This window comes from Halomonas ramblicola (assembly GCF_030409215.1).
Classification (GTDB): Bacteria; Pseudomonadota; Gammaproteobacteria; order Pseudomonadales; family Halomonadaceae; genus Halomonas; species Halomonas ramblicola.
In genome coordinates, this window is the sequence record NZ_JAUFPL010000034.1 from 316,879 (window position 1) to 334,767 (window position 17,889).

The following is a 17,889-nucleotide window of genomic DNA, read 5'->3' on the forward strand; positions in this document are numbered from 1 at the left end:
GGGGCCGCTGGGCTTGACCAGGCCCAGGTCGACGCCCAGCTCGCGGGCCAGCATGCGCACCGCCGGGCCGGCATGGACCAGCTTGCCGTCGCGCGGCTTGTGGGTGGCCATCTGCGCCTCGGGACTCGGCGTGCCGGGCGGGGTCGGGGCCGGCTTGTCGGTCTTCGGCGCCTCGGCCTTGCGCTCGGCCGGCTTCGGTGCCGGCTTGGCACCCGCCACTTCGATATAGCCGATCAGGTCGCCCTCGGAGACGGTGTCGCCTTCCTTGACGGTGAGCTCGACCAGCTTGCCCTTGAAGGGGCTGGGCACGTCCATGGAGGCCTTGTCGGACTCCAGGGTGATCAGCGGGTCTTCCTCGTCGACCTCGTCGCCGGCGGCCACGGCGATCTCGATGATCGGCACGTCGCTGGAGCCGGAGAGGTCGGGCACGCGGACCTCCTTGCGCTCGGGCTCACCGGAGGCCGCGGCCTCCTCCCGGGGCGCGGGCTCGGCCGCCTCGGGCTCGGCAGCGGCCGGCGCCTCGGCCGGGGCCGCGTCGTCGCCATCCCCGGCGATCTCCATGGTGCCGATGACGTCGCCCTCGGAAACGGTATCGCCCTCCTTGACCGCCAGGCTGACGAGCTTGCCGGCATGGGGGCTGGGCACGTCCATGGAGGCCTTGTCGGACTCCAGGGTGATCAGGGTCGCCTCTTCGTCGACCGAATCGCCCTCGGCGACGGCCACCTCGATGATCTCCACGTCGCTGGAGCCACCCAGGTCCGGCACCTTGACCTCGACGGTGCGCTTGCCGCCACCGCCGGCGGGCTTGGCCGCGGGCTTCTCGGGCTCGGGGGCTTTCTCGGGCGCCGGCGCGGCCGGCTCTCCGGCGGACTCGGCCTCGCCGCCGCCTTCCATCTCCAGTTCGACGATGTCGTCGCCCTCGGAGACGGTGTCGCCCTCCTTCACCAGCACCTTGACCACCTTGCCGCCCTTGGGCGACGGCACGTCCATGCTGGCCTTGTCGGATTCCAGCGTGATCAGGGTGTCCTCGGCCTCGATGACGTCGCCTTCGGACACCGCGATCTCGATGATTTCCACATCGGTATCACCACCGATGTCGGGAACTTTGATGATTTCGCTACTCAAGGTCGCGCTCCTTCAAACTCGTGCCTGAAACCGGCGAGCCGCCAGGCTCGCCGGTCGCCGGATCAGTCGGTCAGCGGATTGGGCTTGGACGGGTCGATGCCGTACTTCTTCAGGGCCTCGCCGACCACCTTGCGATCCAGCTCACCCCGTTCGGCCAGCGCCTTGAGCGCCGCCACGGTGACGAAGTAGCGGTCGACCTCGAAGAAGTAGCGCAGCTTCTCGCGGGTGTCGGAGCGCCCGAAACCGTCGGTCCCCAGCACGCTGTAGTCGGTGGGCACCCAGGCACGCACCTGGTCGGCGAACAGCCGCATGTAGTCGGTGGAGGCGATGGCCGGGCCCTCGCGACCCTCCAGGCAGCGGGTGACGTGCGGCTTGGCCGGCTCGGCATCCGGGTTCAGGAAGGTCTCGCGCTCCAGGCCCAGCGCCTCGCGGCGCAACTCGCTGAAGCTGGTGACGCTCCAGGTGTCGGCGCCCACGCCCCAGTCGTCCTTGAGCAGCTCGGCGGCCGCCTCGACCTCGCGCAGGATGGTGCCGGAGCCCAGCAACTGCACGTGCCCCTTGTCGCCCTGGGTCTCGCGCAGCAGGTACATGCCCTTGACAATGTCCTCGGCGGGAACGTCCTCGAGCTCGGGATGCTCGTAGTTCTCGTTCATCACCGTCAGGTAGTAGAAGCAGCTTTCCTTGTCGGAGAACATGCGCTTCAGGCCGTCCTGGACGATCACCGCCACCTCGTGGGCGTAGGTCGGATCGTAGGTGCGGCAATTGGGGATCATGGCCGCCTGCAGGTGGCTGTGGCCATCCTGGTGCTGCAGGCCCTCGCCGTTGAGGGTGGTACGCCCGGCAGTGCCGCCGATCAGGAAGCCACGCGCCTGCAGGTCGCCGGCGGCCCAGGCCAGGTCGCCGATACGCTGGAAGCCGAACATCGAATAGTAGACGTAGAACGGCAGCAGCGGCAGGTTGTGGTTGCTGTAGGAGGTGGCGGCGGCGATCCACGCCGACATGGCGCCGGCCTCGGTGATGCCTTCCTCGAGGATCTGGCCCTTCTGATCCTCGCGGTAGAACATGATCTGGCCCTTGTCGACGGGCTCGTACTTCTGCCCCTCGGAGGTGTAGATGCCGAGCTGGCGGAACATCCCCTCCATGCCGAAGGTGCGTGCCTCGTCGGGGATGATCGGTACCACCTGCTTGCCGATCTGCTTGTCCTTGACCAGGCCGTTGAGGATCCGCACGAAGGCCATGGTGCTGGAGATCTCGCGACCCTTGGAGCCGCCCATCTGGGAGGCGAAGGTCTTGTCCTCGAGGGCCGGGATCGGCAGCGCCTCGAAGTCGTGGCGGCGCGCCGGCAGATAGCCGCCCAGGCGCTCGCGCTGGAGATGCATGTACTTCATCTCCGGGGAGTCGTCCTCGGGCTTGTAGTAGGGCACGTCCTTGAGCTGATCGTCGCTGATCGGGATACCGAAGCGATCGCGGAAGGTGCGCAGCGCCTCGTACTCCATGCTCTTGACCTGGTGGGCCTCGTTGGCGGCCTCGCCGTCGCCGCTGCCCATGCCGTAGCCCTTGACGGTATGCGCCAGGATCACGGTGGGACGGCCGTTAGAGTTGTTCACCGCCTCGTGGTAGGCCGCATAGACCTTGAACGGGTCATGGCCACCGCGGTTGAGCTTCCAGATGTCCTCGTCGGACATGTCCTTGACCAGCTCGGCGGTCTCCGGGTACTTGCCGAAGAAGTGCTCGCGGGTATAGGCACCGCCGTTGGCCTTGTAGTTCTGGTACTCGCCGTCGACCGCCTCGTCCATGCGCTTTTGCAGGATGCCCTTCTTGTCCTTCTCGAACAGCGGGTCCCATAGCCGACCCCAGACCACCTTGAGGACGTTCCAGCCGGCGCCGTGGAACACGCCCTCGAGCTCGTCCATGATGCGCGAGTTGCCGCGCACCGGCCCGTCGAGACGCTGCAGGTTGCAGTTGATGACGAAGATCAGGTTGTCGAGCTTCTCGCGGCTGGCCAGGTGGATGGCGCCCAGGGATTCGGGCTCGTCGCACTCGCCGTCGCCCATGAAGCACCAGACCTTGCGGTCGTGCATGTCGCGCATCTCGCGGGAGTCGAGATACTTCATCACGTGGGCCTGGTAGATGGCCTGGATGGGGCCGAGACCCATGGAGACGGTGGGGAACTGCCAGAAGTCGGGCATCAGCCAGGGGTGCGGGTAGGACGACAGGCCACCGCCGTCGGCCTCCTGGCGGAACTTGTCCATCTGCTCATCGGAGAGACGCCCCTCCAGGAAGGCACGGGCGTAGACGCCCGGGGCCACGTGACCCTGGATGTAGACGAGGTCGCCCTCGAAATCGCCGTTGGGGGCGCGGAAGAAGTGGTTGAAGCCTACGTCATAGAGGGTCGCCGACGACATGAAGCTGGCGATGTGGCCGCCCAGTCCCGGCTTCGCGCGATTGTTGCGGATGACCTGGGCGATGGCGTTGTAACGAATCAGGGAGCGGATGCGGCGCTCCATGAAGAGATCCCCCGGCATCGGGGCCTCGCGGTGCACCGGAATGGTATTGCGGTGCGGGGTCGTCGCCGAGAAGGGAGCCTGGGTCCCGTCGCGGCGCAGGCGATCCGCCAGGCGGGTCAGCAGGTACCGGGCGCGTTCCTCGCCCTCGCGATCCAGGACCGACTCGAGGGATTCCAGCCACTCCGTGGTCTCGATCGGATCGTGATCTTCTCTTGCATCCAGACTCATAGACGTCTCTCCGAATGACGATGGGGTCTATCGTGCCCCGTTGAGCGGGAAGCATGGGGCCCTCTCATGGAGGCATGCATGCCGCATGTCGGGGTATGTAGTTTTTTTACATGGCGGCAGGATCGCTCTGCCGCAACTGCGTGGCAAGATACCGTATACGCCCCTCCCTGCCAATTCAAGAGAATATGAAAATATTTTCCAAATTATAGATATTGCGCCGCAGCACAAGGGATTATGCCCCTCCCCCTAAGCATAATGCGACCAAGGTCAAGGAGTTGTAAGTAAACTACCGTATGAAGCTATCGAACGATAGACTTAATCGATTAAGATCATCTGTGAGTGATTTTTCTACGCACCGCGCCGTAACGCCGCCACCCGCTGCCGGAAGTAGGCCCAGTCGAAGGCCGGCCCGGGGTCCGTCTTGCGCAACGGAGCCACATGGGCATGGCCGGTGATACGCGCCACGCCGAGTGCCGGATAGGTCGCCAGCAACTCGCGGCAGGCCACCGACAGCGCCTCGTACTGGGCCCCGGTGTAGGGGCCGACCTCGTCGCCCTCCAGTTCGATGCCCACCGAGAAGTCGTTGAGCGCCGTACGCCACCGCGGGCCGTCCCGCCAGCACGAGCGCCCGGCGTGCCAGGCGCGGCGGTGAAAGGGGACGAACTGCACGAGCTCGCCGTCGCGGCGGATCAGCAGGTGGGCCGAGACGCGCAGGCCCGCGATGGCGGCGAAGAAGGGGTGTGCCACGGGATCCAGTCGATTGGTGAACAGCCGCTCGATATGCTCGCCGCCGAAGATCCCGGGCGGCAGGCTGATGGAATGCAACACCAGCAGCGACACCTCGCCGGCCGGCCGCGCATCGCAGTTGGGCGACGGCACCCGCCGCGCCCCGGACAACCACCCCTGTTCGATCGGCATGCGCTCACCCTGACGTCGCCTCGCTGGATTGCCTATAATGGACGCCCCTGACGCCCCCGACCACCCCGGCTCATCGGCGCCGGCTGCAACCTCGAGAGTGACCCGCATGGACTATCAGGACGCCCTTGTCGAAGAGATCCGCGAAGCCACCGCCCGCCTGCTGGCCGAGGACATCGGCCCCGGCGACATCACCGCCCGGCTGATACCCGCCGAGCAGCGCGCCCGGGCCCGGGTCATCACCCGCGAGGCCTGCGTGCTGTGCGGCATGGCCTGGGTCGACGAGGTATTCCGCCGCCTGGATGCCACGGTGGCGCTGCACTGGCACGCCGCCGACGGCGACCGCCTGGAGGCCGGCCAGACGTTCCTGGAACTGGAGGGCTCGGCGCGCAGCCTGCTCACCGGGGAGCGTCCCGCCCTCAACCTGCTGCAGACCCTCTCGGCCACCGCCACCCGCACCCGCCACTACGTGGACCTGATCGCCGATACCGGGGTGCGCCTGCTGGACACCCGCAAGACCCTGCCCGGCCTGCGCCTGGCCCAGAAGTATGCGGTGACCTGCGGCGGCGGCCACAACCACCGCATCGGCCTCTACGACGCCTTCCTGATCAAGGAGAACCACATCACCGCCTGCGGCGGCATCGCGGCCGCGGTGAAGGAGGCCCGCAGCATCGCTCGCGACCTGTCGGTGGAGGTGGAGGTGGAGACCTTCGCCGAGCTGGATCAGGCGCTGGCGGCGGGCGCCGACGTGGTCATGCTGGACAACTTCTCGCTCGCCGACATGCGCGAGGCGGTACGCCGCACCGCCGGCCGGGCGACGCTCGAGGCCTCGGGCAATGTCGACGAGTCCACCCTGCGCGCCATCGCCGAGACCGGCGTCGACTGCATCTCCAGCGGTGCCCTGACCAAGGATCTCAAGGCGATCGACCTGTCGATGCGCCTGGTGGACTGAACCGGTCCATCGCCGTCGACCTCCGGATGTCTGGGTAGCTGGGCAGGCCCCGGGAAAGACGCCGTGCCCCCACGGTATTCAGGTCTCCACCGCGCCCAGGCGCTTCTCCAGGCGATGGCGACACAGGCGCTCGCCACCGCGCTCCACCCACTCCTCCCCCAGGTCCCGCCAGCCCCGGCGGATCAGGCCCTCGGTGAGCGTCAGGCTCGCCTCGATGCTGGCCCGGGCATGGCCGTGTTCGGTCAGCAACCGCTCGGCGTGGATCAGCAGGGTCGAGCCGATGCCGCGCCGGGCCAGCGACGGCCAGACGTAGAGGGTCACGATGCGCCCCCTCTCCAGGTCGAGCTCCAGGAAACCCACGCAGCGCCCGTCGCAGCTGGCCACCAGGGTCGTGTAGAGCGTCTGGCGCGCCGCCCAGGCGCTGGCGTCCCGCGGCAGGGCGGTGTCCCAGGCCTCGCGCTGGGCCGGGGTGTAGTGGGTCATGGCGCCCTGCATCACCGCGTGATGGAAGACCTCGGCCTGGTCGGCGGCGTCCCTGGCGCGTGCCTGGCGGTAGAGGATCCGCGGCCCCGCGGGGCGACGCTTGCCCTCGCCCGCTGCCTCGACGGTCTGGTTCATGGCGATCCCGTGGCTGGGTGAATGTTGCCGGAAGCCTACACAAGCCCGCGCGTCCGGCCAATCCCCTCGCCCGGGCGGCACGGGGCGGGCATAATCGCCCCATGCACACATCCGCCTCCCACTCCGACGTCAGCCTGTCGCCCATCGGTGTCATCGAGAGCGACTATCCCGACAAGTTCGGCGTCCCGCGCCAGCCGGGCCTGGCCGACGCGGCCCGCGCCACCCTGGTGCTGCGCCCGCCCTACGACGATCCGCTGGCGGTGCGCGGACTGGACGCCTTCAGCCACCTCTGGCTGACCTTCCTCTTCCACCGCAGTCCCGAGCGCTGGACGCCGCTGGTACGCCCGCCGCGGCTCGGCGGCAACCGCAGGATCGGCGTCTTCGCCAGCCGCAGCACCCACCGCCCCAACCGCCTGGGGCTGTCGCTGGTGGAACTGGTGGGGATCGAGACGCGCCGCGGCGTGCGTCTGATCCTGGCGGGCAGCGACCTGGTGGACGGTACCCCGGTGCTGGACATCAAGCCCTACCTGCCCTGGGCCGAGGCGAAACCCGAGGCCCGCGCCGGCTTCGCCCCCGAGCCACCGCCCCGCCTGCCGGTGAGCTTCGCCCCGGAGGCGGAGAGCGTCCTGGCGGCGCGCACCGATGCCGACTCGCTACGCGCGCTGATCCGCCAGGTGCTGGGACAGGATCCGCGCCCCGCCTATCGCAACGGCGCCGAGGCGCGGATCTACGGCGTCAGGCTGCGCGACGTGGACGTGCGCTTCTGCGCCGTGGCCGAAGAAAGTGGCGTCGTGCAGCTGCGAGTGCTCATGGTGGCCCCCTGCGTATAAGGCCCCAGGGCGTCGTCATTTTCTACCACTCGCGCTCGCTTCATGATGCACGGGCAGAATAGTCATCGATCGCCTTCTGGTACTGACTGGGCGAGGCCCCGATATGGCGGCGGAAGAAGCGCGTGAAGTGGCCCTGCTCTGAGAACCCCAGGGATTCCGACAAGTTGCCCAGGGTGCCATAGCGATTGTCTGAAAGGCGGCGGAACGCCATCTGCATCTTCCCGATGTTCGCATACATCTGCGGGGTCATCCCGGTGTTCTTCTTGAACAGTGAGAAGAAGTGCGCCCTCGACAGGCCGCACTGCTGGGCGATGGCCGCCATGTCCACCTCCCCCTGAGGATGCTCCAGGATGAGTTGACTCGCACGGCGAACACGCGCGTCGTAGAAATCACTGGCCACTCCCACCCGCAGCCTGGACAGATGGTGCAGGTCGGAATGCTTCTCGGTAATCTCGATCAACAGGTCGAACAATAACGCCTCGAGCTTGTCTTGGGGCACCAGTCCGAAGGAGAGCAGGGCCGCGATCAATTGATCGACGAGGTGCCGAAGGCGAGGAGTGAGCTCGATGCAAGGGTTGGAGAAGAAGTCAGGCCGGCCGCTAAGTGCCAGACTGTTCTGCAATGCCGCAAGCCAACTCGGCTCGATATAGAGCGCCAGGATCAGGGTATCGGCGGCACCATGCTGATGGTCGTAGAAGTGCGGCTCCCAGGCGTTGATGAGCACCGCCGTCCGATCGGTCAGCGGCAACCGACGATCGCGGACCGAGAAGTAGGTATCCTCCCCGGAGACCTTGAGCAGCACATGGCATTCGGAATGGGCGTGGGGCACCAGCGACTCGTCCATGTCCAGCAGGGCAACGCGACCAAACCCGCCATGCAAGATGCGGTGGGCACTCGACATGACGTCCTCGTCAGTGGAATTGTAAGGGTATGCTGGTGCAGAGCGTACCACCTCTCATACGCGCACCGGGCTACAGCCAGACCAAAGTCGCATGGCGAGTCACTCAGCGACCACTACACCCTGCCCAGACCAGATCCGCTGGCCGGTCCACATCCCGCACGACGCCAGGGTCCTGCACCTCGATCTCGATACAGGCATCCCGGTACTGCCGCACCACACTGCGAGCTCCCTCGTCGCCGGTCAACTGCTCGAGCGATCCCCAGAAACGTCGCCCGAACAACACCGGGTGCCCTCCCTTCCCCCGATAGAGGGGGCGCACAATCGTCCTATCACTAGCCCTTGAGCACAGCAAAGAGAAGAGATGTTCACTCAACCAGGGCATATCACCCAGCATCACCGCCACTGAATGGGCCTGACTATCAGCACTCAGCGCACGGATACCAGCGGCGAGGCTTTCCCCCATACCTTGATCTGCCCGCTTGGCAGCAAGGGTTGTGATACTCGTGGCAATGCCAAGATGGGCGGGATCGTCTTCATTTCTCAGCACCACTCGAATATCGGCAAAATGCGGACGGAGGGTGGCTAACGTAGCAGCCAGCAGCGTCCCACGGCCAGGCAGACCGGCCAGTCGCTTGTCATTGCCGAATCGACGGCCTCGTCCTGCCGCCAGTACCAAGGCGATGACGTCGTTAGAGGGCATCTCGCGCTCTTCCGTGGTAAACCCGCACGATATCGGCCACCACGGCCAGGGCGATCTCGGCCGGGGTCTTGCTGCCGATATCGAGGCCGATCGGCATATGGATGCGCTCGATCTCGGCCTGGGACAGCCCTCCGGAACGCAATAACCGTGTGGCGCGGGCATCCGAGGTCCGCCGCGAGCCCATCACGCCGATATAGAACGCTTCGGTATGTACCGCCTCGATCATCGCCAGATCGTCGATGCGCGGGTCATGGGTCAAGGCCACCACGGCCGTCGCAGCATGGCATCCCCCCGCCGCGATGTAGGCCGAAGGCAATTGCGGTACAACCGTCACGCCCTCGACGTGGAACCCCTGGCGGGCCTCCGGGCGGGGGTCGCAGACGATGACCTCCTGACCCAACGTCTTGGCGAAGCGAGCACAGGCCTCGGCCACCGGCGAGAGACCGGCCAGCAGCAGGCGCAGCACGGGCCCGATACGGATGTCGACGGACGCGAACCGGCGCACCACGCATGGCCCCTCGGCAACGTCATCATCGCGAGCCTGAAAGGCGCCGGCCTCGATATCGACACGCCGCACCAGTCGGCGCTGCCCCTGCAGGGCCTGGTACAGCGCCTCGAGGTGCGCCAGCCAGGTGGCGTCGGGGCCACGGTGCTCGATCAGTACCTCGAGCACGCCGCCACAGGGCAGGGCGAGGCGTCGGCTCTCCTCGCGACTTTCGCCGTAGCGACGCAGGGTCACCATCCGGTCGAAGTCGCCGGCGATGAGTTCCTCGAGGAAGGCCTCCTCGACACAGCCGCCGGATAGCGAGCCGACATGGTGACCATCGCGCCGAGCGACGAGCATGGCGCCCGGCGCCCGGGGCGACGAGCCGTAGGTCGCCAGCACGGTGCACAGCCAGATGGGGTGGCCGTCGCGGACCCAGGCGAGTGCCTGGGTGATCACCTGATGATCGAGGTCGTGCATCACTCTCCCCTCCTGCTCCGCCGCGCTCAGCCTTCGACCTGAGTCTTCTCTGCCTCGGGATCGAGCGTCTTCTCGCCCAGCAGCAAGGAGACCGCAATACCGCAGACCAGCGCCCAGAAGGGGGCACTGATCCCCAACAGGCTGATGTTGCTCATCGCCACCACCAGCGCCACGAAGGCACCGATCTGATGGCCGCGATGCCGGGAGAAGGCATGCTGGAAGGCGGCCAGCAGCACCCCGATCATCGCCAGGCCGGCCACGCTGCCGATCAGGGCGCTGGGCAACGCCAGGATGAAGGGCACCGCCGCACCGGCGAACAGGCCGAAGGCGCAGAACAGCACGCCGTTCACCAGGGTGGCACCATAGCGGGTGCTCTTGTCGTCACCGGCCTGCTCCGAGGAGCAGATGGCGGTCATCGGCCCGGCGATATTGGCGTTATGGCCGCCGAGGAGACCGGCGAGCATGCCACCGATGCCGCTGATGATGGTCATGGCATTGACCGGGGGACGGTACTCCTCGGCCAGCAGCACCCCGGTGGCCTGGGCGTTCTCGGCCCCGATCACCAGTGCCGCGAGCGGCACGGAGATGGCCAGGAAGGCCCCCAGGGTGAAGCTCGGTGCGGTGAACTGCGGCGCGACGAAGGCGATATCCACGTCGGCGGGCTGGACGGCGCCCATCGCCAGAGCGACGCCGAGGCCGACCACCGCCGCCACCAGCACCGGTGGCACCGCCTTGATGAAGCGCGAGCTGAGGAAGAAGGCCACCACCGCCGTGCCGGCGATCCAGGGGGCGGCGCCCACCGAATCGACCGCGCCGATACCGAAGCGGATCAAGGCGCCGCCGATCATCGCCATGACGATGGGCATCGGCAGCCAGCGCATGATGCGCCCGACCACCCCGCTGACCCCCAGCGCCAGCACGATCGCCCCGCTCATGATGAAGGCGCCGACCGCCTCGTTGAAGGGAATCGTCGCCAGGGCGGTGATCATGATCGCCGCCCCGGGAATCGAGTAGGCGCCGGTGATCGGCTGACGATAGCGCGAGGCCATGATCAGGCTGATCAGGCCACCCAGGAAGTAGATGGCGAACAGCCAGGCCACGGTCTGGCCATTGCTCAGGTTGCCGGCCTCGGCGGCACTGATCACGATCAGCGCCGGCCCCGAGCAACCGAACAGCGCCGCGACGATGCCGGCACTGATCGACTTGGCCGTGAAGACCCGGGGCAGGTCCTTGAGCAGCGAACGCTTGGCGTCCACGTCTGCGCTCGGTGTGGGGCTCGCCCCCTTGTGGTCGTGTGCTTGCATGGGGTTCTCCTGGCTTTGTTGTTGTGTGGTGGAATACCGATCATTCACCGGTGAAGATGGCCCGGCGCTTGCCATGGAAGGCCTCGACACCCTCGCGGAAGTCGCGGGAGGAGCGCAGCCGGCTGTAGCAGTGGCCTTCCATCTCGATCGCCACCGACAGCGTCGCATCCTCGTTGTCGTTGATCAGGCGCTTGGCGGTGCGCTGGGCGAGCGGCGAGAAATTGCGCAGTTCCTCCACCAGGGCGTCGGTGGCACTTTCCAGCTCGGCGTCGGGCACGCACTCGGTCACGAAGCCCCAGTCCAGGGCCTGCTCGCCGGACACCCGCTTGGCGCGCATTACCATGTGCTTGGTCCGGGTGATGCCGATCGTTTTCTGCAGGCGGGCAGAGCCTCCGGAACCTGGAATCTGCCCCAGTTTCTGCTCCGGCAGGGCATAGAGGGTCGTCTCGGAGGCGATGCGGAAATCGCAGGCCAGCGACAGCTCGAGGCCGACGCCGAAGGTGTAGCCACGGTTGGCGGCGATCACCGGCTTCGAGCAGCGCGCCGGGGCGGCCACGTTGTCGGCGAGTTTCGAGACATGTTCGGGAGAGGCCTCGAGGAACCCCTTGATGTCGCCACCACTGGAGAAATGTTCGCCCTCGGCGCGCAGCACGATCACGCGCACATCCTCATGGGCATCCAGTGCCTCGAACACGCGGCGCAACTCATCGCGCTGGGGCATCGAGATCACGTTGAGCGGTGGACGGCCGAGGATGATGTCGGCGCGCTCGGCCTCGACGTCGACCTGGACCCTGAAGCCGTCGAAGTCGCTGGCCAGAAAGGTGTTCACGTCATTGGGAGTCATGTCTTGGTTCCTTGTCAGTTATCAGTTGATCAGTGCGGTTATGGAGTGGGGGCATCATGATCACGCAGCACGCGGCGCAGGATCTTGCCCACGGGGGACTTGGGAATCTCGTCGACGAAGACGTAGCGCCGCGGGCGCTTGAAGCGGGCCAGGCCGGAATCCACGCAATGCCGGTCGAGTTCGCTTTCGTCGATGGTCTGTCGGGCCTTGACGAAGGCGGTGACCACTTCCCCCCACTGCTCGTCGGCCAACCCCACCACCACCACCTCTTCCACCTGGGGGTGCACCGAGAGCACATTCTCGATCTCCACCGGGCTGACGTTCTCGCCGCCGGTGATGATCAGGTCGTCGACCCGGCCGGTGACGAACAGGTCGCCGTCGGCGTCGAAGTAGCCGGTGTCGCTGGTGAAGTACCAGCCTTCCTTGAGCGCCTTGTGATCGGCATCGGGGCGATGCCAATACCCCTGGAAGGCCTCGTCGCCGGCCATGTCGGCGATGATCTCGCCCTCTTCTCCCACGCCCAGGATCTCGTCCGGCGACTCGGCGCCCACCCTGACCACCCGGATGCGCTGGTTGAGCGCAGGCCGACCCGATGAGCCCGGCTTGTCACAGGCTCGCTGATCGATGGTGAAGGTATAGATCTCGGAACTGCCGTAGTGGTTGACGAACAGGCTGGGCTGGAAGGCCCCCTGAACCCGGGCCATCAGCCCCGCACTCATCGGCGCGCCGGCGAAGCCCAGCTTGTCGACGCTGGCCACCCGTGACGGTGAGAACTCGGGGTGCTCGATGAGCATGTGGTAGAGGGTCGGCACCAGGTAGAGGTTGGTCACGCCTTGACGCTCGATGGAATCCAGCGTCGCCGCAGGGTCGAACTTCGGCACGCAGACGAAGTGGCCGTCGATCAGTGCCATCGACAGCAGCGAGCGCACGCCCATGGTGTGATAGAGCGGCATCACGCCGAGGGTGCACTCGTCATGGCGATAGAGGTTCTGGGCCACATGAGCCAGCGCTGCGGTCCGCTCGGCGCGATGCAGGCGTGGCACGCCCTTGGGCTTGCCGCTGGTGCCCGAGGTGTAGAGCATCAGCGAGACATCCTCGGCGCCGGCACGTAGCACCAGCTCACCATCCACACCGAGCAGGGCGTCGAAGTCATGGGCACCGGTGTCCTCGACCTCTCCGGCAGTGATGCGCGGCAGCCGCTGCGCCTCGGGACAGCCGTTCACCGCTTCGGCCACCGAAGCGTCATAGGCGACTGCCTTGACCTCGGCATCCTCGATGCAGTAACTCAGATCCCGGGCCGTGGATCGCCAGTTGAGGGGAGTGACCACGATCCCGGCGAATTGGCAGGCCCAGTGCAGGGTCGCCATCTGCCAGCGATTCTGCATCACCACCAGCAGACGATCCCCCTTGGCCAGGCCCAGCGCCTCGAGGCTCCTGGCCACGCTCTGGATATCGGCGAACCACTCGGCATAGGACTTGCGTAGCTCGCCATCGGAAATGGCGATCGCCCGGGGGCGACGCTCCACCGAGGCAAGAAAACTGCGACCCAGATCAAACATCGTTGTTCTCCAGTTGACTGTCAGGCACGGCCGCCTCGCGGCGCGTCCGAGCCACTTCGAGTACCGCCTGGACCATGCCGGTATAGCCGGTGCAACGGCACAGATGACCCGACAGCATGTCGCGCACCTGGGCCTCGCTGGGGTCGGCCACACGGTCCAGGAACTCCTCGCAGGACATCAGAATGCCTGCGGTGCAGAAGCCGCACTGCAGGGCGTGATGACGCCGGAAGGCCTGTTGCAGATCGGAAAGGCCCTCCTCTCCTGCCAGCGACTCGACGGTGTCGAGCCGCCGACCCGCGGCCTGTACCGCGAGCATCAGGCAGCTGCGGCTGGCACGACCGTCGACACGCACCGTGCAGGCCCCGCACACGCCGTGCTCGCAACCCACGTGCGTGCCGGTGGCCCCCAGTTCGTGGCGCAGGAAGTCACACAGCTGGGTACGGGGCTCGGCGTAGCCGCTGCGCTCGCGGCCATTGAGGGTCAGGGTCACGCGTATGCGCTGATCAGCCTTGGCGTGCATGGGTGATCTCCTCGTCACTTGGCCCACCGGCGATCAACTGCCGGCCGAGCTCACGGATCAACTGGCGGCGATAGGCCGCCGTGGCATGGGCGTCGTCCTCGGCGCCCAAGGACCAGGCGAGGGTGTTGAGGGCCTCGCTCGGGTCATCCTGGAGGGCGAATTCGCGACTCACTGGGCGGTCGGCGACGCCGCCCACGCCGAGAGTGACTCGATCGTTGTCGATCACCGCCGCCAGCGCGACAATGGCGAAGTCGCCATGGCGCATGGCCACTTCATGGAAGCGGTACTCCGCGCCCGGCCTCGCCAGGGGGAAGCGCACCTCGGTGATCAGCTCGTCGGGGTGGCGGTCGGTGGTCAGTACCCCCTGGAAGAAGTCTTTCGCCAGGACCCGGCGCGACTTGCCGCGTCGGTTCTCGAGCACCACCTCCCCACCCAGGGTGGCCAGACACAGCGGCAGCTCGGCGCTGGGATCGGCGTGGGCGATCGAGCCGCATACCGTGCCGCGGTTACGGGTCTGCCAATGGCCGATCCAGGGCATCGCCTGCGCCAGCAACGGGACCGCTTCGGCGAGACCGGGGTACTCGAGCAGTTCGGCCTGGGTCACCCCGGCACCCACCGCCAGATGGTCTTCGCGACACTCGACATAGTGCAGGTCCTCGATACCCGCGATATCGATCAGCCACTTGGGCTGGGCCAGGCGCATGTTGAGCACCGCCATCAGCGACTGCCCCCCGGCGATCAGCCGAGCATCATCGCCGGCCTCATGCAGTCGTTCGCAGGCCTCGCGGCGGCTCGACGGGCGCAGATAATCGAAAGCAGCGGGTTTCATGAGCGACCTCCCCGGCCGGTGAACAGGGTCTTGAGGCGCTGCCACAGCGACAGCCGTGGTGCGGCGCCGCCCATGCGCTGGGCCAGGCGCGCGAAGATCTGGCCGATGATCATCCTCGAGGCGCTTTGCAGCATGCGCCCGCCCACCGAGGCGACCTTGCCGCCCACGGCGGCGTCGTAGTCGTAGTCGAGTCGCGTCTGGCCGCCCTCGATCTCGGTCAGCCGAATCCGCGCACTGCCCTCCGCCGAGCCCATGGCGCTGGTGCCGGCCCCGGAGAGCCGCAGACCGTGCGGAGGGTCGAGGTCGGAGAGCGCCACCCGCGCATCGAAGCGCGCTCGGATCATCCCCACGCCGACGGTGACATCGGCGCGGTAGGCGTTCTCGCCGGTGAGTTCCAGGGCATGGCAGCCAGGAATGATCGCCTGCAGGGTCTCGGGATCGAGCAGGGTGTCGAAGACCGCCTGAGGGCTGCCCGGCAGCGTCACCGAGTCGCTGGCGGTGAGCCGCGAGCCGCCACCGGCTGCGGGAGCCGTCTGATCCTCGCCCACTCCCTGGGGCCGCGGAGGCTCCTCGATGCCGATCAGGGTGCGCACCTTGGACGGCGTCAGCGGCAGCTCGATGTCCGCGATGCCCAGCGCGTCGGCTACGGCATTGGCGATGCACACCGGGGTGCTCATGTTGTTACCCTCACCGACCCCCTTGGCACCCAGCGGGGTGAACGGCGACGGCGTCTCCCTGTGCAGGATCAGTGGTTCAGGCGCCTCGACGCTGGTCGGGACCAGGTAGTCGGCGAAGGTGCCGGACTGGAAGCTGCCATCGTCGCCGTAGGCAAACTCCTCCATCAGCGCCGCCCCAAGCCCCTGAGCGAAGGCCCCGCGCACCTGGCCATCGACCAGGTCCGGATTGAGCAGGCGACCGGCGTCATGCAGGGTGACATAGCGGTCGAGTCTCACCTTGCCGGTGATGCGGTCGACCTCCACGCCGCAGTAATCGAAGATGAAGCCGTAGCAGAGCGAGCTGTTGATACGATCGTCGTCGTCCGGTGCCTCGAGCTGGGGCGGCGACCAGAAAGCCGTCTCGCGCAACCCGCCAGGCTCCCCGTCGGGCAGAGTGCCCGGCGCCCAGTGCGTGGCGCCGGCCAGGCGGCCAAAGGGCATCGTGAGCTCGCTACCGTCCACCCTCACCTGCCCCTCGGCGAAGCGGATGCGGGCGGCCTCCACCTGCCACTGGGCGGCGGCGATGCCGGTCAGGCGATCGCGCACCTTCTCTGCCGCCAGGTAGACCGCCCCGGCCACGGCGCCGGAGAAACGGCTGGAGTAGTTGCCCGAGGCGATCGACCAGGCGTCCTTGCCGGTATCGAGCTCGACATTGACGCTGATCGACGCCAGCGGCACCCCGAGCACCTCGGCGATCACCTGGGCGACCACCGTGCGATGCCCCTGCCCCTGGGGTGTCGAGGAGACATGGGCGCTGACGTCACCCAGCGGACCGACGCTGATCGTGGCGGTGCTCACCGCCCCGTTCTTGGGACCGGCCTTGCGCCGCTCCTCCGGGGTCATGGCAGTGGTGATGTAGCCCATGTTGGAGATCGACGGCTCCACCGCCACGGTGTAGCCGATGCCATACAGCCGCCCCTCGCGGCGTGCCGCCGCGCGGCGCGCCAGCAGCTCGTCCAGTCCGCCGTCACGAACCCCTTGCTCTACCGAGGCGGGATAGTCGCCTGAGTCGAGCAACGCCCCGGCCGCGGCACGGTAGGGGAAGCTCCCGGACGGCACCAGGTTGCGGCGGATCACCTCGAGAGGGTCCAGCTCGAGCTCCACGGCGATGCGCTGCATCAGCCGTTCGAGGGCGAAATACACCTGGGGGCCGCCGAAGCCACGGTTGAGCCCCGTGGGCGTCTTGTTGGTCAGCGCGACACGGTTGCGCACGGCGAGATGCTCGATGGCGTAGGCGCCGGTGAGGTTGCCGTGCATGCGGTAGAAGGTGGCCGGTTCGGGGGCACGCAGGTAGGCGCCGCAGTCATCGACCTGGTCCCAGCGGAGCGCGGTGACACGGCCGTCATGGGTCACCGCGGCCTCGATCTCGGTCACCCGATTGGTGGCCGAAGAGGCCCCCTGCAAGTGCTCGAGGCGATCCTCCACCCACTTGACCGGGGCGCCGGCCTTGCGCGCGGCCAGCCCCATCATCACCACATAGGGAAACACCCCCTGCTTGATGCCGAAGCTGCCACCGGATTCCGGCGGGGTACGCAGGCGCAGGCGGTTGCCGGGGACCTTCAAGGCGCGAGTCATCACCGAGTGCAGCGCATAGGGCCCCTGGAAGTTGGAAAGCACGTCGTAGCTGTCGCTGGAGGCGTCGTAGTCGGCGATGACCACATAGCACTCCATCGGCGTACAGGAGCTGCGCGGCACGCGTACCTTGAGTGCGACGCGACGCTCGGCCTCGGCGAAGGCCTGCTCGGGGTCGCCATAGCGAAAGTGGCGCTCGCTGACCACGTTGCTACCGACTGCCTCATGAAGCAGCGGGGAGTCGGCTGCGATGGCCGCCTCGGTATCCACGGCGACGGGCAGCGTCTCGTAGTCGACGCGGATGGCGTCGAGGGCGTCCTCGGCGAGGTAGCGGCTCTCGGCCATCACCACGGCGAGCGGTTCGCCGACATAGCGGACCTTGTCGACCGCCAGGCACCAGTGCTCCATGGGCTGGCGCACACCGACCGGGAAGGGCTGCGCCCAGCGCCGGACGTCCTCGCCGGTGAGGACGGCATGCACGCCGGCCATGGCAAGCGCCGGCGAGGCGTCCAGGCCGACCAGCCGGGCATGGGCATGGGACGAGCGCAGCACGGCGGCATGCAGGGTGCCCGGCGGGATCGCGAGATCGTCTGCATAGCGGCCACGACCCCGCAGCAGGGCGTCGTCCTCGCTGCGCGGCTGCCGTCGGCCGATCATCCCCCCCTGCCCTGGCTGCCGGACTGGCTCTAACCTGTTCATTTACTCCTCCACGATGGCCATGGGAAATGGCGTGCCATCTGGGAAGGAGTCTAAGGAGGCAGGAGGAGGCCGACCTTGTCCCAGGGGATGGAGTTTGGCCCGGGGA

At 67.3% G+C, this 17,889-nt stretch carries 15 protein-coding genes; 2 read left to right on the forward strand and 13 right to left on the reverse strand.

The genetic code is table 11. The features are described from left to right. From QWY80_RS18525 to ampD, 3 genes are all read right to left on the reverse strand, one after another. The coding region (locus QWY80_RS18525) for a biotin/lipoyl-containing protein (RefSeq protein WP_290234997.1) at positions 1 to 1,125 on the reverse strand (1,125 nt) is incomplete at its 3' end. A gap of 62 nt (positions 1,126 to 1,187) precedes the next feature. Continuing rightward, positions 1,188 to 3,860, reverse strand: coding sequence for a pyruvate dehydrogenase (acetyl-transferring), homodimeric type (aceE, locus tag QWY80_RS18530; RefSeq protein WP_290234999.1), 2,673 nt, complete (start codon positions 3,858 to 3,860; stop codon positions 1,188 to 1,190). 348 nt (positions 3,861 to 4,208) lie between these two features. Next, the gene (ampD, locus tag QWY80_RS18535) at positions 4,209 to 4,778 is read right to left on the reverse strand and encodes a 1,6-anhydro-N-acetylmuramyl-L-alanine amidase AmpD (RefSeq protein WP_290235002.1); all 570 of its coding nucleotides are present in this window, start codon (positions 4,776 to 4,778) and stop codon (positions 4,209 to 4,211) included. 106 nt (positions 4,779 to 4,884) lie between these two features. On the opposite strand from ampD, the gene nadC reads away from it, so the two are divergent. Next, a complete protein-coding gene (nadC, locus tag QWY80_RS18540; RefSeq protein WP_290235005.1) occupies positions 4,885 to 5,727 on the forward strand; it encodes a carboxylating nicotinate-nucleotide diphosphorylase in 843 nt (280 codons plus the stop codon). A gap of 78 nt (positions 5,728 to 5,805) precedes the next feature. Here the strand turns inward: nadC and QWY80_RS18545 are convergent, their stop codons facing one another. After that, positions 5,806 to 6,345, reverse strand: coding sequence for a GNAT family N-acetyltransferase (locus QWY80_RS18545; protein WP_290235007.1), 540 nt, complete (start codon positions 6,343 to 6,345; stop codon positions 5,806 to 5,808). Between the two features lie 101 nt (positions 6,346 to 6,446). On the opposite strand from QWY80_RS18545, the gene tsaA reads away from it, so the two are divergent. Beyond that, complete coding sequence (gene tsaA / locus QWY80_RS18550) at positions 6,447 to 7,175, forward strand: tRNA (N6-threonylcarbamoyladenosine(37)-N6)-methyltransferase TrmO (RefSeq protein ID WP_290235010.1); 729 nt, start codon at positions 6,447 to 6,449, stop codon at positions 7,173 to 7,175. Positions 7,176 to 7,215: 40 nt separating this feature from the next. Here tsaA and QWY80_RS18555 read toward each other — a convergent pair whose 3' ends face one another. The 9 genes from QWY80_RS18555 to QWY80_RS18595 all read right to left on the reverse strand — a co-directional run bounded on the left by QWY80_RS18555 (position 7,216) and on the right by QWY80_RS18595 (position 17,741). Beyond that, positions 7,216 to 8,076 carry a helix-turn-helix transcriptional regulator gene (locus QWY80_RS18555; RefSeq protein WP_290235014.1) on the reverse strand — a complete coding sequence of 287 codons (861 nt, stop codon included), beginning with the start codon at positions 8,074 to 8,076 and terminating at the stop codon, positions 7,216 to 7,218. Between the two features lie 103 nt (positions 8,077 to 8,179). Further along, positions 8,180 to 8,776, reverse strand: a complete 597-nt coding sequence (locus QWY80_RS18560; RefSeq protein WP_290235016.1) for a nucleotidyltransferase family protein — start codon at positions 8,774 to 8,776, stop codon at positions 8,180 to 8,182. Then, positions 8,766 to 9,740, reverse strand: a complete 975-nt coding sequence (locus tag QWY80_RS18565) for an XdhC family protein (protein ID WP_290235018.1) — start codon at positions 9,738 to 9,740, stop codon at positions 8,766 to 8,768. Before QWY80_RS18565 ends, QWY80_RS18560 begins: the two co-directional genes overlap by 11 nt. Positions 9,741 to 9,766: 26 nt before the next feature. After that, positions 9,767 to 11,044 (reverse strand): benzoate/H(+) symporter BenE family transporter, encoded by a 1,278-nt coding sequence (locus tag QWY80_RS18570; RefSeq protein WP_290235020.1) that lies wholly within the window; start codon positions 11,042 to 11,044, stop codon positions 9,767 to 9,769. A 40-nt stretch (positions 11,045 to 11,084) separates the two neighbouring features. After that, positions 11,085 to 11,888 (reverse strand): enoyl-CoA hydratase/isomerase family protein, encoded by an 804-nt coding sequence (locus QWY80_RS18575; protein WP_290235023.1) that lies wholly within the window; start codon positions 11,886 to 11,888, stop codon positions 11,085 to 11,087. Positions 11,889 to 11,926: 38 nt separating this feature from the next. Continuing rightward, positions 11,927 to 13,447, reverse strand: a complete 1,521-nt coding sequence (locus QWY80_RS18580) for an AMP-binding protein (RefSeq protein ID WP_290235027.1) — start codon at positions 13,445 to 13,447, stop codon at positions 11,927 to 11,929. Beyond that, positions 13,440 to 13,967, reverse strand: a complete 528-nt coding sequence (locus QWY80_RS18585; RefSeq protein ID WP_290235030.1) for a (2Fe-2S)-binding protein — start codon at positions 13,965 to 13,967, stop codon at positions 13,440 to 13,442. The genes QWY80_RS18580 and QWY80_RS18585 overlap by 8 nt, the downstream gene beginning before the upstream one ends. Further along, on the reverse strand, positions 13,951 to 14,796 hold the full coding sequence (locus tag QWY80_RS18590; protein WP_290235032.1) for an FAD binding domain-containing protein: 846 nt from the start codon (positions 14,794 to 14,796) through the stop codon (positions 13,951 to 13,953). The genes QWY80_RS18585 and QWY80_RS18590 overlap by 17 nt, the downstream gene beginning before the upstream one ends. Then, entirely contained in the window at positions 14,793 to 17,741 is a 2,949-nt protein-coding gene (locus tag QWY80_RS18595; protein WP_290235035.1) for a xanthine dehydrogenase family protein molybdopterin-binding subunit, read from the reverse strand. The genes QWY80_RS18590 and QWY80_RS18595 overlap by 4 nt, the downstream gene beginning before the upstream one ends. Positions 17,742 to 17,889: the final 148 nt, after the last annotated feature.